The following is a 15,804-nucleotide window of genomic DNA, read 5'->3' on the forward strand; positions in this document are numbered from 1 at the left end:
TGTCCGCGCGGTGTCCTCAGAAGCTCACACTACACTCACAGCGACTCGCCAAGCTGATCGAGAATCGCCGGGTTCTCCAGCGTCGATACGTCCTGCGTGATCTCCTCGCCCTTGGCCAGCGAGCGCAGCAGGCGGCGCATGATCTTGCCCGAGCGCGTCTTCGGCAGATTGTCGCCGAATCGGATGTCCTTCGGCTTGGCGATCGGTCCAATCTCCTTGCCAACCCACGCACGCAGTTCGTTGGCAATCTTCGCCGCTTCCTCGCCTTCCGGACGCGAGCGCTTCAGCACCACGAAGGCACACACGGCTTCGCCAGTCGTATCGTCCGGACGCCCCACCACCGCCGCTTCCGCGACGATCGGATTGGACACCAGCGCCGACTCGATCTCCATCGTGCCGAGCCGGTGGCCCGACACGTTGAGGACGTCGTCGATACGGCCCATGATCGTGAAGTAGCCGGTTTCCTTGTCGCGCACTGCGCCGTCGCCGGCGAGGTACAGCTTGCCGCCGAGTTCTTCCGGGAAATAGCTCTTCTTGTAGCGCTCCGGGTCGCCCCACACGTTACGCAGCATGGAAGGCCACGGACGTTTGACCACCAGAATCCCGCCCTGCCCGTTCGGCACATCCTGGCCGGTCTCGTCGACCACCGCCGCCATGATGCCCGGCAGCGGCAGCGTGCACGAACCCGGCACCAGCGGCGTCGCGCCCGGCAGCGGCGTGATCATGTGACCGCCCGTCTCCGTCTGCCACCATGTATCGACAATCGGGCAACGGCCGCCACCGACGTTCTCGTGGTACCACATCCACGCTTCCGGATTGATCGGCTCGCCGACCGTGCCGATCACGCGCAGCGACGACAGGTCGTAGCTCTTCGGATGCACCTTCGCATCGGCTTCAGCGTATTTGATCAGCGAACGGATCGCGGTAGGCGCCGTATAGAACAGCGAGACCTTGTGCTTCGCGATCATGTCCCAGAAGCGTCCCGCATTCGGATAAGTCGGCACGCCTTCGAACACCACCTGGGTGCCGCCGAGCGCCAGCGGACCATATGCAATGTAGCTGTGGCCGGTGATCCAGCCGATGTCGGCGGTACACCAGAACACATCCGTGGGCTTCCAGTCGAATGTCCACTTCAGCGTCTGCGTGGCCCACAGCAGGTAGCCACCGGTGCTGTGCTGCACGCCCTTCGGCTTGCCGGTCGAACCCGAGGTGTAGAGGATAAAGAGCGGATGCTCAGCGCTGACCCACTCCGGCGCGCATTGGTCGGACTCGGCCTCGGTCAGTTCATGCATCCACAGGTCGCGGCCTTCGTTCCACGCAATCTTGCCGCCGGTGCGCCTGTAGACGATCACGCTCTTGACCGCTTCGCAGCCGCCCATCGCAAGCGCTTCATCGGCGATGTTCTTCAGCGGCAATGCCTTGCCGCCGCGCATCTGTTCGTCAGACGTCACCAGCGCCACGGCGCCTACGTCGACGAGACGCTCATTCAGCGACTTCGACGAGAAGCCGCCGAACACCACCGAGTGCGTCGCGCCGATCCGCGCGCAAGCCTGCATGGCGACGATGCCTTCGATCGACATCGGCATATAGATCACCACGCGGTCGCCCTTCTTCACGCCGCGCTTTTTCAGCGCATTGGCGAAGCGGCTCACGCGCTGCAGCAGGTCCTGATAGGTGACGTTGGTGACGGTGCCGTCGTCGGCCTCGAAGACGATCGCGACGCGCTCGCCGTTACCGGCTTCGACGTGGCGGTCAAGGCTGTTGTACGACGCGTTCAGTTCGCCGTCCTCGAACCACGTATAGAACGGCGCCTTCGACTCGTCGAGTACCTTGGTGAAGGGCTTGTTCCAGCTCAACGTCTCTTTCGCGAGACGTCCCCAGAAGCCTTCGTAATCGCGTTCCGCTTCGGCGGCGAGCGCCCGGTACGCGTCCATACCAGAGATCGTCGCGCCCGCCATGGCTTCGGCGGAGGGTGGGAAAACGCGGCGTTCCTGAAGAACCGATTCAATCGCAGACATCGACTACCCCTTGGTGAAGATAAAACGAAAATCCTGTGCTGACGCGCCGGTGACGCGTCATGTCATGGTGGCGCCGCATAGCCTTTGCCCGCGACACCTGTCTCCAACCCTGGCGCGGACCCTTCACTGTCCGCGCAGCCGAACGGCGAAACCGCGTGCGGCACTGCAATATGCCCGCAGTCTGACGATCGACCCGTTCATCGCTCAAGATAAACGTTGCAACTTACCGGCCACTTACGCAAGCCTCATACAGCGGGATGCTACCCGCTTAAGCCTTGATATGGTGCCGTTGTGGGCTCGCCACCTGACGCGGCCCAAACCCTGGGAGCAAACGCCAGACCTTGGCGCTTATGTTTCAAAGGCACTTCTTCGGCCACGCCACCCGGAGGCCCGCTGGACGAGCGCCGGGCGCTTCGTACGCGCCCCTTTTACAATGCTAACTGAACTCCCCGTTCCAGTTCCACCTTGAAGCCAGACCTGCGCGTTTGCAGGACTCCACCAGGTAAACCCGGGTGTCGCTGTACAATAGCGCGCCTGCCGTGAGCTTGTTCGCCTGCTTTTCCGCGAGCGTCTCCGTGGGTTTGTCCGCGGTTTTGTGCGAAATGCCACGCCATTTCGCGCCGCCCACATTCATCGCCCTGAGCCACGATCCTTGCCCATGTCCGCTCCGCGCCCCGACTCCGCTGGTAAAACGCGCCGCCCAATGCGCCCGCTGCCCGCCATCATCTTCATGAGCCGCTGGCTGCAGGTGCCGCTTTACCTCGGTCTGATCATTGCGCAAGGCGTCTACGTCGTCCTGTTCATCAAGGAAGTCTGGCATCTGGTCACGGCCTCGATGACGCTCGACGAAACCAACGTCATGCTGGTCGTCCTCAGCCTGATCGACGTGGTGATGATCTCGAACCTGCTGATCATGGTGATCATCGGCGGGTATGAAACCTTCGTGTCGCGCCTCGGCGTAGAGGGTCATCCGGATGAGCCCGAGTGGCTCGATCACGTGAACGCCGGCGTGCTGAAGGTGAAGCTCTCCATGGCACTGATCAGCATTTCGTCGATTCACCTTCTGAAGACCTTTATTAGCCCCGACCAGAATACGACGCACACCATCATGTGGCAGGTGATCATTCACCTGGCGTTCCTGTTGTCCGCGGTCGTGATGGCCTTCGTCGACCGTCTGACCACGCATACGCACCCGGCGCATTTTTACGAGCCGCAGCGCGAGCAACCAGTTTCCCCTCCCCTGAAGGCGCAAGACTGATCGCGCAGCCGTTGCGATCCGTATAACAAGCGCCATTGTCCCCACAGAGCTAGCCATGACCGTCATCAAACAGGAAGATCTGATTCAGAGCATTGCTGATTCGCTTCAGTACATCAGCTATTACCACCCGCTCGATTACATCCAGGCCCTCGGCCGCGCCTACGAGCTCGAAGAGAGCCCCGCCGCGAAGGATGCGATTGCGCAGATCCTCACCAACAGCCGCATGTGCGCCGAAGGCAAGCGTCCGATCTGCCAGGACACCGGCATCGTCACGGTGTTCGTGAAGGTCGGGATGGATGTGCGTTGGGACGGTGCGACGATGGGCGTCACCGACATGATCAACGAAGGCGTGCGCCGCGGTTATCTGAATCCGGACAACGTGCTGCGCGCGTCGATCGTGAGCCCGCCGGAAGGTGCGCGCAAGAACACCAAGGACAACACACCGGCCGTGATCCACTACGAGATCGTGCCGGGCGACAAGGTCGACGTACAGGTCGCGGCCAAGGGCGGCGGCTCGGAGAACAAGTCGAAGTTTGCGATGCTGAACCCGTCGGATTCGATCGTCGACTGGATCATCAAGACCGTGCCGACGATGGGCGCCGGCTGGTGTCCGCCGGGCATGCTCGGCATCGGCATCGGTGGCACGGCTGAAAAGGCGATGCTGATGGCGAAGGAATCGCTGATGGATCCGATCGACATCCAGGACGTCATCGCGCGTGGTCCGAAAGACTGGATCGAAGAGCTGCGTGTTGAACTGCATGAGAAGGTCAACGCACTGGGGATCGGCGCACAAGGTCTCGGCGGTCTCGCTACCGTGCTCGACGTCAAGATCATGGCTGCGCCCACGCACGCTGCGAGCAAGCCGATCGCGATCATCCCGAACTGCGCGGCCACCCGTCATGCACACTTCACACTGGATGGCTCGGGCGTCGCGAAGCTCGAAGCGCCGTCGCTCGACGCATGGCCGAAAGTGCAATGGGAACCGGACACGCAAAAGAGCAAGCGCGTCGATCTGAACACGCTCACGCCAGCCGAAGTCGCTTCGTGGACGCCGGGCCAGACGCTCTTGCTGTCGGGCAAGATGTTGACGGGTCGCGACGCTGCGCACAAGCGCATCGCCGACATGCTCGCCAAGGGCGAAAAGCTGCCGGTGGACTTCACCAATCGCGTGATCTATTACGTCGGTCCGGTCGATCCGGTGCGCGACGAAGCGGTCGGCCCGGCGGGTCCCACTACTTCCACGCGGATGGACAAGTTCACCGAGACGATGTTGTCGCAAACAGGTCTCATTTCGATGATCGGCAAGGCCGAACGCGGTCCGGTTGCAATCGAATCCATCAAGAAGCACAAGGCGGCGTATCTGATGGCGGTGGGTGGTGCTGCGTACCTCGTGTCGAAGGCGATCCGCAGCGCCAAGGTGCTCGCGTTCGAAGACCTGGGCATGGAAGCCATCTACGAATTCGACGTGCAGGATATGCCGGTCACGGTAGCGGTCGATTCGAATGGCACGTCGGTACATCAGACCGGCCCGAAGGAATGGCAAGCAAAGATCGGTAAGATTCCGGTCGCAACGGTTTGAAACCCACTTCAGTGCCTGCCAATCTGGCAATGCAAAGCCGGGGCTCACGGTCCCGGCTTTTTCATTGAGCAGACCACAGCAACATCACCAGCCCGTGACTCGCAACGGGTAAGCATCAAAAAATGCTTCGCTCCTTGGCTTTTTTGGGTCGGGCGTTTATTGTTGTTGAAAAATCGTATTTCAGAGCCCCACAAGGAAAAAATCATGCAAGGCGACAAGAAGGTTATCGAATATCTGAACTCGCAGTTGAAGAATGAACTCACTGCGATCAACCAGTACTTCCTGCACGCCCGGATGTACAAGCATTGGGGCCTCGATAAGCTCGGCAAGCATGAATACGATGAATCGATCGGCGAAATGAAGCATGCCGACTGGCTGATCGAACGCATTTTCATGCTGGACGGTCTGCCGAATCTGCAAGACCTGCACAAGCTGCTGATCGGCGAGGAAACCAAAGAGATTCTCGAATGCGACCTGAAGCTCGAACAGATTTCGCAGAGCACCTGCAAGGAAGCGATTGTGTATTGCGAATCAGTACGCGATTTCATCTCGCGTGAAATCTTCGTGAAGATTCTCGACGACACTGAAGAACATATTGACTGGCTGGAAACGCAACTGGATTTGATCGACAAGGTTGGCATCCAGAATTACCAGCAAAGCGGCATGGGCTCGATCGAGTCCTAAGCCATGCAGCCCGCGTACTCTGCGATGGACGACGCGGGCTCGATTGTTCGCCTTTTCCTGTGCCCCTCTCTGTCCTCTCTGCTGCCGTGACCGCGCCCATGCACACTGCTTCGTCAGACGCAGGCCTTATTGCGCCCACCTCGTCTTCATCGTCTTCCAGCGCTTCCCTGGAGCAGGCCGTCAGCGAGGCTCATACCACTGGCAAGACGCAGGGTCACGCACCTCATGCTCCGATAGGCGTGTTCGACTCGGGTCTGGGTGGTCTGTCCGTGTTGCGCGCGCTGCGCACGCAATTGCCTGACGAAGCGGTCATCTATGTGGCTGATTCGCTGTACGCGCCTTACGGTGAACGCGACGACGATTTCATCGCCGACCGCACACTCGCGATCGGGGAATGGCTCGTCAAGCAGGGCGCGAAAGTGCTGGTGGTGGCGTGCAACACCGCGACGGCTCAATCCATTGCGCTGGTGCGCGAGCGCTTGCCGATTCCTCTGATTGGCGTCGAACCGGGTATCAAACCGGCGGCCCTGCAGTCGAAATCCCGCGTGGCCGGCGTGCTCGCCACTCAGGTGACGCTGCGTAGCGCCCGCTTTCAGACGCTGCTGGAACGCTATGCCGCGGACTGCCGGTTTCTCTGCCAGCCTGGCCATGGGCTGGTACAGGCCATCGAACGCTGCGATATCGGCTCAGCTGAGTTGCGCGCGCTACTCGACAGCTACCTGCAACCGATGCTCGACGCCGGCGCCGACACGCTGGTGCTCGGCTGCACCCACTATCCGTTTCTGGATGCGGCGATCCGCGATATCGTCGGTGAGCGCATGACGCTGATCGATACAAGCGTTGCTATTGCCAGGCAGGTGGAGCGCATTCTCGATCAGCACGGCCTGCGTGCCGCGCCGGGCTCGGCAGTCGATCTGCCCCGGTTTTGCTCGACCAGTGACGGTGCGCATCTGCAACAACTCGCCGCCACACTGTTGCACGTCGACGCCCCGGTAGAGCGCGTCGTAATTCCGTCGCGGCGCACACTCGCGGCTGACTCCGAGGCTGCTTAAGGGGCTGGGCTGGGCCGGCCCCGCCGGCCGCCGCCCGCCCCACCCCAGGCAGCCGACATCCCATCCGGCCCCATCTCTAAACCAGGTTACCCCTCCTAACAGGCTGGTTTTGTTACAAAAATTCCTGCAGGACGCTTGCCAAATGCATCAAACATAATGATAATAATTCGCATTAACGTTAGCTATTACGACCCACCATGATCGTTTGCGTGTGCAAGTCTGTTTCCGACCGGAAGATCCGTGCCTCGATCGCGGATGGCGTCGACTCGTTCGATGAGCTCCAGTTCGAGCTGGGCGTCGCTACCTGCTGTGGCAAGTGCGAAGAGTCCGTGCGCGATGTGATGGCGCAAAGCGGTGTCTGCGCGAGCCGCTGTGGGGTCGAGCATCATGCACATCCGGTGCCGCTCACGTTCTACGAACGCAAGGCCGCCTGATCCTGCCGGCACGGCGCTCCCGCCGTGCCTCGAGCGTCCCGGCCACCTCGGCCTCACGCTTTAGTCCACTGCCGTCAGCAAGCCAGTACACGTACGAGCCAGCTACCCGCTCACCCCGTCAAGGAGTTCGAGATGGAATTGCTGATTGGTTTCGTGACCACCCTATGTATTTCGCTGCTGATATTCCGAAAATGACGCTGTCTTGTCGTAGACCCGGTATCGACGGCGCCTGGCCGCGCTGACATGCCCGCCTCGCACTCGCTCCCAGCCGGCCTCGGGCCGGCGCCTTCCAGCCGTATGAATTCCCGCGCGGTTACAGCCATCGCTGCCGTCGCCCTGATTCACGTCGCACTGCTTGCGGTGATCATGAGCGTACGTCACGACGAGCCGGTGCGCCCCATCGAGTCGCGCACTCTGACCGCCGAGTTGTTGAGTCCCGCGCCAGTGGCCGCGCCCGCCGCAGTGCAATCGATCGCCCCGCCGCCACCCAAGCCGACGCCGCCCGTCCCGCACGCGAAGCCGAAGGTCCAGGCGCGGCCTACTCCGACGCCCAAGCCGACGCCGATGCCCTTGCCGCAAGCGGCAGCGCCTTCGCCGACGGCGCCCGCCGCCGCGCCGTCCGCACCGCCTGCTCCGGCCGCCCCAGCGGCGCCGGCACCGACGGCCGCGGCTGCACCGGCCATCGGCCGGCCAACGATGGAAATCAGCGCACCCAAGAACGTCACGCATCTCGACTGCAATATCGCGAAGCCCGACTACCCGATGCTGTCGAGGCGTCGCGGCGAAGCCGGCACAGCCTACGTCCGGTTTGTCGTGGGTCTGAACGGCAATCTCGAGGACATCGCCCTGAAAAAAAGCAGCGGCTTCGACCGCCTCGACGACGCAGCACTCGCCGCCGTGCGCGCAAGCACGTGCAAGCCTTATCTCGAGAACGGCGTGCCGATCCGGGCCGCCTACACCCAGCCGTACGAATTCGGTCTGAATGACTAGGCGCAGGTGGCTGAACTCAACTGAGCGCAACTGACCGACTCAAGCAGATTTTAAAAAAAGGAATCGCAATGCAGAACTACGGACTGACCCACGTCTGGGCCCAAGGGGATTTCGTGACGCGCGGCATCGCGCTCGCGTTGCTGATCATGTCGGTGCTGTCCTGGAGCGTCATCGTCATCAAAGGCTGGAACGTGGTGCGCCTCAAACGTCTGACGAAGAATGCCGAACAGGCATTCTGGCATTCCGACGATCTCACGGACGGCGTGCAGAAACTGGGCGCACGCTCCTCGTCGCCGCAGGACAATCCGTTTCTCGCGCTCGCGCTGTCGGGTCAGGAAGCGGCCGATCACCATCACCAGACGCAACCGCATCTGCACGACCGTATGGACGTGTCGGACTGGATCACGCGCTGTCTGAAAGACACCATGGACGACAGCATCGCCCGCATGCAGAGTGGCCTGGCGATCCTCGCGTCGATCGGCAGCACGGCACCCTTCGTCGGTCTGTTCGGCACGGTGTGGGGCATCTATCACGCGCTGCTGGCGATCGGCGCGAGCGGTCAGAGCTCGATCGACCAGGTAGCCGGCCCGGTCGGCGAAGCGCTGATCATGACCGCGTTTGGCTTGTTCGTGGCAATTCCGGCGGTGCTCGGCTATAACGCGCTGACCCGGGCGAACAAGGCGCTCGTCACCAAGCTGAACCGTTTCGCCCACGGCCTGCATGCGTTCTTCGTGACGGGCGCGCGCCTGTCGTCGTCCAAGCGTGGCGACGGGCTGCGACTCGCCACGCGCGCCAACTGATCAGCGAGGTACTCCGATGGGAATGAGCCCCTTCGCCAGCGACGATGACGATGGCCTGATGAACGAAATCAACATGACACCGCTCGTCGACGTCATGTTGGTTCTCCTGATCGTCTTCATGGTGACGATCCCGGTGATCCGTCACGCCGTGAAAGTCGATCTGCCGCATGCAAGCAGCCAGAAAGAAGAGACCAGGCCGGTGCAGGTGAACGTGTCGGTGCAAGCTGACGGCACCGTGCTGTGGGATGAACAGAAGGTCAGCAACGACGAATTGCGCGCCAAGATCGAACAGGCCGCAAAGACAAGCCCGCAACCCGAACTGCATCTGAACGCAGATCGTAAGGTGGCCTATGAAAAGGTGGCACAGGTCATGTCAGCGGCGCAGGCTGGCGGTCTCACGAAAATCGGCTTCGTGACGCAGCCTGTCAGCCACTAACACTAGTGCCAGCACCGTCCGGATGCAAAATAGCCCTGATTTTCAGGGCTAAAAGTAAAAGGCCTTCATCGTCGGATGAAGGCCTTTTTTTGTGCGCACAAGGCGCCTTCGGGCGGCGAGATCACCTGCTATCGGATGAGTAGCGAGCGACTCCACATGCGACAGCCGTGTTCGACACGGACAGCGCGATCAGCCCTATCAGGCTCGCTATGATAGCGGCCATGAGTTTCCGCATAGGAGACTCCTTAGCGGAGGGATTTCACTATAAGCCCGCCAGCCCACGCATTCAAGCAAAGACCCATTGAAAGTACTCATCGCAGGCGGCGCTTAAATGCCAAAACGATATGACGCAGTGCTTCAAACGGTCGTAGGCTGAGCAATGGATTGCTCGATCGTCGTCCGCACGGTCTTGCGCTTTTCTGCAGCCTCCGGGCATTCGCCAATGGTGTGCTTGCCGGTATCCGGGTCCAGCATCTCGACCAGATAGTCGACGAACGCCCGCACCGCAGGCACCATGCCCTGCCGCGAAACGAACACCGCATAAAGCTGCGGCGCAGGTAGCGTCCATCCCGGCATCACCGGCGACAACTGCCCGGCGCGCAGCGCAGCGCCGTACATCATTTCGGGCAATGCGGCGATACCGACACCTGCCAGCACGGCCTCGCGGATCGTCATCAGATCGGCGCTCACTAGCCGTGGTTCGTGTTCAAGTATGTGCCGCGTGCCGTCCGGCGAGATCAGCTGAAACACGTGGCGGCCGTCGGTGGTGGGCGTATCGAGCGTCTCGAAGCGGTTCAGGTCGGATGGCAGGAGCGGCGGCGCGTTTTGCTGCAGCAGGCTCGGTGCGCCGACCAGCATCTGCTGCGTGCGCCACAACGGCCGAACGACGATATTGGCGTTTTCCGGCGGCTCCGAGCGGATCCGCAATGCAACATCAATCGAATCTTCAAACAGGTCGACGACGCGATTGGTCACGCGCATCACCACCCGAACCTCCGGGTAGCGGTGCATGAATTCCGGCAGGATCTGCGAGAGCAATGTCTGCGAAATGGTGACCGGCACGCTCACGCGCACCGAGCCGCGCGGCGACGAGCGTAGCTGCTGCACCACGTTGACGGCCGCCTGCGCCTCCGACAGCATCGCCTGGCAATGCTGATAGAACAGCTGCCCCGCCTCGGTCAGCGCGAGCTTGCGCGTGGAGCGCTGCAGCAAACGCACGCCGAGCGACGCCTCCAGTTCAGTCAGACGCCGCGACAGGCGCGACTTCGAGATGCCCAGCACCCGCTCGGCCGCGGAGAATCCGCCGTGCTCGACGACCTGCGAGAAGTACATCAGGTCGTTCAGATTGTGCGAATCGATCTTCATCTCATCGTTCCATGAATAGAACAATCCATTGCGTGAGGGTGGCTGGCACCGCTAAAAACGGTACCTATAATAGCTCTATGTTTCAGAAATAGTGCTATTCCCCATTTTTTAAGGTGACTTTGGATGAGCTCGACACGCACGATCGAACGCACGTATCCCGCGGTTCGCACGACCGAAGGCGGCGGCTTTATCGTCCATCGCCCGTTTCCGACGCGCATGCTGATGGACTTCGACCCGTTTCTGCTGCTCGACGAAATGGGCCCGATCGACTACGCGCCCGGCGAAGCCAAGGGCGCGCCGGATCATCCACACCGCGGCTTCGAAACGGTCACATACGCGCTTGAGGGCCAGTTCAGCCATAAGGACTCGGCGGGCCACTCGGGTACGCTGAGGGCCGGCGATGTGCAATGGATGACCGCAGGGGCCGGGGTCGTCCACAGCGAAATGCCGGATCCGGAATTTGTGCGTACCGGCGGCCGGGTGCATGGCTTACAGGTGTGGGTGAATCTGCCGCGCAGCGACAAGATGATCGCGCCGCGCTACCAGGAGATGCCATCGGCAAAGATTCCGGTGGCGACTTCCGCGGACGGCTCGGTGCGCGTGAAGGTGATTGCAGGTGAAGCGCTGGGCGTGGCGGCGGCCATCGAAACCCGCACGCCGATCCTGTACCAGCATTTCACGCTGCAACCGGGCGCGACGATCGAGCATGCCGTGCCGGCGAATTACCGGGTGTTCGCCTATGGGTTGTCGGGCAACGGCTTCTATGGCGAGGCTCGCAGCGAAATCGGACCTCGCCAGATGGTTGTGTTCAACAATGACGGGGATACGGTCACGCTGGCCGCCGGCGAGGAACCGCTCGATGTGTTGCTGCTGGGCGGCGTGCCGCTGAAGGAACCGGTGGTGCGCTACGGGCCGTTTGTGATGAACACCGAGGACGAGATTCGCCAGGCCGTGATCGATTACCAGGCCGGGCGGATGGGGCAGATCACGCACTGAGCGTTGCCCCTGCGCGGCAGGCGGGCGCGACGGCCGTATGCGGTGCGCCCGCTAACGGCGCCGTGCTGCCGTGACCTCTGCGGCGCGAAGCCGGGCGATTTCGTTCACAATAGCGGCTCATGCCGCGCGCCCTTGACCTCTGTACCCTGCGCCGCGCGGCGCCCCCGTCCCTGTTCAGGAGCGCGCATGGCAGAGTCCACCGTCACCGCCCACATCGGCGCGACGAATTTCCAGGTTCTTCTCGACGACGGCACACACACCTGGATCGCCGATGAACCGGAGTCGCTCGGCGGCGGCGATCGCGGGCCTGCCCCGGTGACGCTGCTGCTGGCGAGCCTTGGCGCCTGTACCTCGATCACGCTGAAGATGTATGCGCAGCGCAAGGGCTGGCCGCTGGCCGACGTGCGTGTGACGCTATCCATCGAGACCGGAGCCGAGGGCTCGACGATCGACCGGCGAGTCGTGCTCGAGGGCGAGCTGTCCGACGAGCAACGCGAACGCTTGCTGCAGATCGCCAACGCGTGTCCGGTCCACAAGATCCTGACGCATCCGATCACGATCCGTACGGGACTTGCCGCTGCCTGACACCGCGCGCGCTGACATGGGCATCGCTTAGCTTGAAGAGGAAGCCTCCGTTTTGAATTTCGAACACCTAATCCAGATCAACGACCCGTTGAATCCGTTCGTCGAAGCCATGACCCGCGAGCAGTTGTGGGAAGGACTGGTGCTGCGCGCCGAACAGCCGCAACTGTTCGTGCTGGGGCTCGACACATGCACGATCCTGTCGCGTACCGGGGACACGCTCGAGCGCGAACTGCACTACGGGCAGGCTACCGTGCGCGACCGCGTCACGCTGCTCGCCAACCAGAGCGTGCGCTACGACATCCTCGCCACCGAATCGCACGTAGGCGGTTCGCTCACGATGACCATCGAGCAGCCCGACGAGTTGCAGTTGTTCCTGCGCTTCGAATACACCACCACCCTGCCCGTTTCCGACGACGAGGATGCACGTCAAACGCAGGAGATCGTCAAATCGGCGTACCGCGAGTCGGACATCGATACGGTGCGGTTGATTCGCCAGTACGTGCAAGGCAACAAGGCGCCTGGCGCGTTGCATTGAGGCTTGGCGGAGCTGGCATTGCTGGAGTTGGTGAAGTATTCGCGTTGCGCTCACCGCTCCTGCGGTGATCCTACCAGCCCCAGCTATCGAAACTGTAATCCGATGAATTTGTCGATCTTGTAAATGGGAACGATTATCATTTAGAATCACTCCATCGAATCGACAAACCGACGGAACGAATGAACGACCTCACACGCTCTTCTACGCTTAGCCTGCGCCGCCCAGCGGCGGCTGCGCTAACCAGCCGTCCGAAAGCCATCAGCACGACCGCTGCTCCGCGGCCGTCCGCTGAACGCAGCCCGTCGACGCCGGCCGCAAACACTTCCGCGCCGGCAGTCCGTAGCGAGACGCTGCTCCAGGGCCGCAGTCACGTCAGCATCGTGCATAACGGCGAGACCTACCAGCTTCGCGCCACGCGGCTCGGCAAACTGATTCTGACCAAGTAACGAGGTATCTACCGGGTATTGTGGGGACCACCTCCTCGAGAGGTGTTGGGCATTAGCCAGCAACGACGGCTTGCACGCGAGATCTAGACCCCTTCGTGCAAACACACCAAGCCAGCCGTCACAGCAAGCCACGCCGTTTTTTTGGGTTCCCACCCAACGCGGACATGCGCCAAAGCGCTTGTCGCAACTACTGAACGAGTCGTATGAAGAAGCCGTGTGGATGGCGACATCCCACGGCTTTTGTGTTTGCTGCGCTGTCTGCGGAAGCGCGGGTGGAGTAGTTGGTGTTCAACGCGCCGCTAGCGCGTCCAGCCCCAGAACATCAGCCACCACGCACTATCGACAACGGCGAGTGCAGTGATAAACCACACCATCGCAAAGCCGCGCTGGAAAAGCCGCTCACTGTAGCGGCGTGTGACGAGCCAGGCGAGCCAGGCGCTCCACAGGTTGGCCACAGCCAGAATGGCAATGCGCAGATCCGTCGCCCACCACAGCGAGACATGCTCGGCGCGTAATAGCGACAGTGTGGTCGCCGACAGCCCGAGAAACACGCCAGCACCCGCGAGTGGAATCAGCCCCTGCGCGAGATGATGCAGCCGCTCCGTCGTCGCAAACTTGCCCAGCGTGCGAGATGCGCCCATCAGCAACACCAGCAGGATCGTGCCGTAGACGAGCCCGGTCGCAACGATGTAGCCGATCACGAGCGAGCCGTCGAGCCACGAAAATACATCGTTCTGCTCAGGATAGTGCGTGAAGAGAAACCACGGCGGGTTGGTGTCGAGCGGCCAGGTGATATTGCGATCCACGAGCCAGGTGGCGAGAACCATCTTCAGATCGACGAACCACGTCGACACCGTCCAGTGAAACGCGCCAATCGCAATGCCGAGCAGTCCATACAGAATCAGCGCGGTGTCCCAGGCGCTTGCCTGCCGATCGCCAAGCTCCACGATTTCCGACGACGGTGCGCGCCACGTCAAGGCAATCGCATCACGATGTCCACTGCAGCGGCCGCACATATGGCACGACGCCGCACCCTCCATGTTGCGCAGCGGCACCAACGGGGCGCAATTGATCGGAATCACGCGATGGCCGTGTTCGCCCTCTTTATACGAGCGGCGCCAGGCGTCTTCGTCGACCTTGTAGTGAAACGGTGCGAGTCGCGCCAGAAGCGCGAAAACCCCGTTGACGGGGCAGAGATACTTGCACCAGACGCGCTTCTCGCGTCCATACAGCAGGCCGATAATCATCGCGGCAAAAGTCGAGCCGCCCAGCACCAGCAACACCGCCTTCGGATACTGATAGACACTCACCATCTGACCGTAAATGGTGGTGAGACCGAAAGCGACAAACGGCCAGCCGCCCCAGCGCATCCAGCGAGGAATCGCCCAGCCGCGGCCGAATTTGCTGGCGAACTCGGCGAGCGTGCCCTCGGGGCACAGCACGCCGCACCATACGCGGCCCAGCATCACCATGGAAAGCAGTACGAACGGCCACCAGATACCCCAGAACACGAACTGCGCGGCAAGCGTCAGGTTATTCCAGAGATGCGCCGTTTCGTCCGGCAAGGGCGAGAACGCCGGCACGAGAATCAGGAACGCGTATACCGCGACGACGACCCACTGGATGCCGCGAATCAGCGCGCCGTGACGCTGCATCCACTGGCCCGCCGCTGCGAGCCGGCCTGGGCCGCTCGCGGCGTTGGCGTGGTCGAGGTGTTTTGAGCGGCGCAACGCCCCTCTCATGCTGCGCGCCCCGCCGCCTGCTGCGCCGGCTGCCGGTTAGCGCGGCGCACCAGCAGATAGACGACGCCCCAGTACACCGCATACGCGATCAGGTTCATCAGCGCGGGATGGGCGCGATAGCCAGTGAGCGTGGCAACGAGCGACCCGAACGTGCTCGAATCGTCGAGCAGCGCCGAGGTGTTCCACAATTGATCGACAAACGTGGGAAGAATTTCCTTGTCGATCAGCTTGTCGACGCCGGTCTGGAACAGGCCCGCACCGAGAAACAGCAACATGATCTCGGTGACGCGGAAAAAGAGCCGCCACGAGAAAAGCTTGCCACCCAGTTGCAACACGTAGAACGTCAGGAATGCGAGAGCGAGGCCAATCAGCACGGCCAGTATCTGGCCGCCGTCGACGTGGCCCGACTGGCCGAAGCCGAGGCCATACAGGAAGATGACCGTTTCGCTGCCTTCACGCGCGATTGCGAGTGCGACCAGCACGGCGATGCCCCACCAGTTCGAGTCGCGCGTGCTCTGTTGCAGCGACTGCTCCATGTCACGCTTGAGCGTGCGGCCATGCCGCTTCATCCACAGCACCATCTGCACGATCAGCACGCACGCAACCAGCACCATCGCAGTTTGAAAGTAGTCCTGCGCGTCACCGGACAGGACTTCAGTGAATCCGATCAAGGCAGCTCCGAGCGCGATCGCCGCAAGGATGCCGGCGCCGACGCCCGCCCACAAATACGGCAGACCGCGGCGCGCGTTGTCGTCGCCGTTCTTCAGCCACGCGTACAGAATACCGACGACCAGCAGCGCCTCGACGCTCTCCCGCCACACGATGAACAACACCTGACCCATCGAACTTCTCCTGCTACCTGAGCGGACGCCAGGCGTCCGCAC

At 61.9% G+C, this 15,804-nt stretch carries 16 protein-coding genes; 12 read left to right on the forward strand and 4 right to left on the reverse strand.

Annotation, left to right across the window (positions count from 1 at the left end; genetic code table 11):
* Window positions 1-35: 35 nt before the first annotated feature.
* Window positions 36-2,018: an acetate--CoA ligase gene (gene acs / locus P3T24_RS16345; protein ID WP_429436101.1), complete on the reverse strand. Its 1,983-nt coding sequence runs from the start codon at window positions 2,016-2,018 to the stop codon at window positions 36-38.
* A gap of 703 nt (window positions 2,019-2,721) precedes the next feature.
* Here acs and P3T24_RS16350 point away from each other — a divergent pair.
* The 8 genes from P3T24_RS16350 (at window position 2,722) to P3T24_RS16385 (ending at window position 9,251) form a co-directional block, all read left to right on the forward strand.
* Complete coding sequence (locus P3T24_RS16350) at window positions 2,722-3,276, forward strand: TIGR00645 family protein (RefSeq protein WP_429287465.1); 555 nt, start codon at window positions 2,722-2,724, stop codon at window positions 3,274-3,276.
* Between the two features lie 55 nt (window positions 3,277-3,331).
* Complete coding sequence (locus tag P3T24_RS16355) at window positions 3,332-4,855, forward strand: fumarate hydratase (protein WP_429287464.1); 1,524 nt, start codon at window positions 3,332-3,334, stop codon at window positions 4,853-4,855.
* Window positions 4,856-5,059: 204 nt separating this feature from the next.
* Window positions 5,060-5,539, forward strand: a complete 480-nt coding sequence (gene bfr / locus P3T24_RS16360; protein ID WP_074265254.1) for a bacterioferritin — start codon at window positions 5,060-5,062, stop codon at window positions 5,537-5,539.
* 98 nt (window positions 5,540-5,637) lie between these two features.
* Window positions 5,638-6,591 (forward strand): glutamate racemase, encoded by a 954-nt coding sequence (gene murI / locus P3T24_RS16365; protein ID WP_429436103.1) that lies wholly within the window; start codon window positions 5,638-5,640, stop codon window positions 6,589-6,591.
* 197 nt (window positions 6,592-6,788) lie between these two features.
* Entirely contained in the window at window positions 6,789-7,025 is a 237-nt protein-coding gene (locus P3T24_RS16370) for a (2Fe-2S)-binding protein (RefSeq protein WP_074265255.1), read from the forward strand.
* A gap of 243 nt (window positions 7,026-7,268) precedes the next feature.
* Window positions 7,269-8,015 carry an energy transducer TonB gene (locus P3T24_RS16375; RefSeq protein ID WP_429436106.1) on the forward strand — a complete coding sequence of 249 codons (747 nt, stop codon included), beginning with the start codon at window positions 7,269-7,271 and terminating at the stop codon, window positions 8,013-8,015.
* Window positions 8,016-8,083: 68 nt separating this feature from the next.
* Complete coding sequence (locus P3T24_RS16380; RefSeq protein WP_429436108.1) at window positions 8,084-8,815, forward strand: MotA/TolQ/ExbB proton channel family protein; 732 nt, start codon at window positions 8,084-8,086, stop codon at window positions 8,813-8,815.
* A gap of 16 nt (window positions 8,816-8,831) precedes the next feature.
* The gene (locus tag P3T24_RS16385; protein ID WP_429436111.1) at window positions 8,832-9,251 is read left to right on the forward strand and encodes an ExbD/TolR family protein; all 420 of its coding nucleotides are present in this window, start codon (window positions 8,832-8,834) and stop codon (window positions 9,249-9,251) included.
* Between the two features lie 357 nt (window positions 9,252-9,608).
* On the opposite strand, the gene P3T24_RS16390 is transcribed toward P3T24_RS16385, so the two are convergent.
* Window positions 9,609-10,616, reverse strand: a complete 1,008-nt coding sequence (locus tag P3T24_RS16390; protein ID WP_429436114.1) for a LysR family transcriptional regulator — start codon at window positions 10,614-10,616, stop codon at window positions 9,609-9,611.
* A gap of 123 nt (window positions 10,617-10,739) precedes the next feature.
* Here P3T24_RS16390 and P3T24_RS16395 point away from each other — a divergent pair, with 123 nt between their 5' ends.
* The 4 genes from P3T24_RS16395 to hemP all read left to right on the forward strand — a co-directional run bounded on the left by P3T24_RS16395 (window position 10,740) and on the right by hemP (window position 13,178).
* The gene (locus P3T24_RS16395; RefSeq protein ID WP_429436117.1) at window positions 10,740-11,612 is read left to right on the forward strand and encodes a pirin family protein; all 873 of its coding nucleotides are present in this window, start codon (window positions 10,740-10,742) and stop codon (window positions 11,610-11,612) included.
* Between the two features lie 186 nt (window positions 11,613-11,798).
* Window positions 11,799-12,197, forward strand: a complete 399-nt coding sequence (locus tag P3T24_RS16400) for an OsmC family protein (protein ID WP_074265261.1) — start codon at window positions 11,799-11,801, stop codon at window positions 12,195-12,197.
* 52 nt (window positions 12,198-12,249) lie between these two features.
* Complete coding sequence (locus P3T24_RS16405; RefSeq protein ID WP_074265262.1) at window positions 12,250-12,732, forward strand: SRPBCC family protein; 483 nt, start codon at window positions 12,250-12,252, stop codon at window positions 12,730-12,732.
* Between the two features lie 179 nt (window positions 12,733-12,911).
* Window positions 12,912-13,178 (forward strand): hemin uptake protein HemP, encoded by a 267-nt coding sequence (hemP, locus tag P3T24_RS16410; protein ID WP_074265263.1) that lies wholly within the window; start codon window positions 12,912-12,914, stop codon window positions 13,176-13,178.
* Between the two features lie 299 nt (window positions 13,179-13,477).
* Here hemP and P3T24_RS16415 read toward each other — a convergent pair whose 3' ends face one another.
* Window positions 13,478-14,833, reverse strand: a complete 1,356-nt coding sequence (locus P3T24_RS16415; RefSeq protein WP_429436177.1) for a 4Fe-4S binding protein — start codon at window positions 14,831-14,833, stop codon at window positions 13,478-13,480.
* An 83-nt stretch (window positions 14,834-14,916) separates the two neighbouring features.
* Window positions 14,917-15,762 (reverse strand): FTR1 family iron permease, encoded by an 846-nt coding sequence (locus P3T24_RS16420; protein ID WP_429436119.1) that lies wholly within the window; start codon window positions 15,760-15,762, stop codon window positions 14,917-14,919.
* Between the last annotated feature and the right edge of the window lie 42 nt (window positions 15,763-15,804).

Source organism: Paraburkholderia sp. GAS33 (assembly GCF_050436645.1).
GTDB lineage: Bacteria > Pseudomonadota > Gammaproteobacteria > Burkholderiales > Burkholderiaceae > Paraburkholderia > Paraburkholderia phenazinium_B.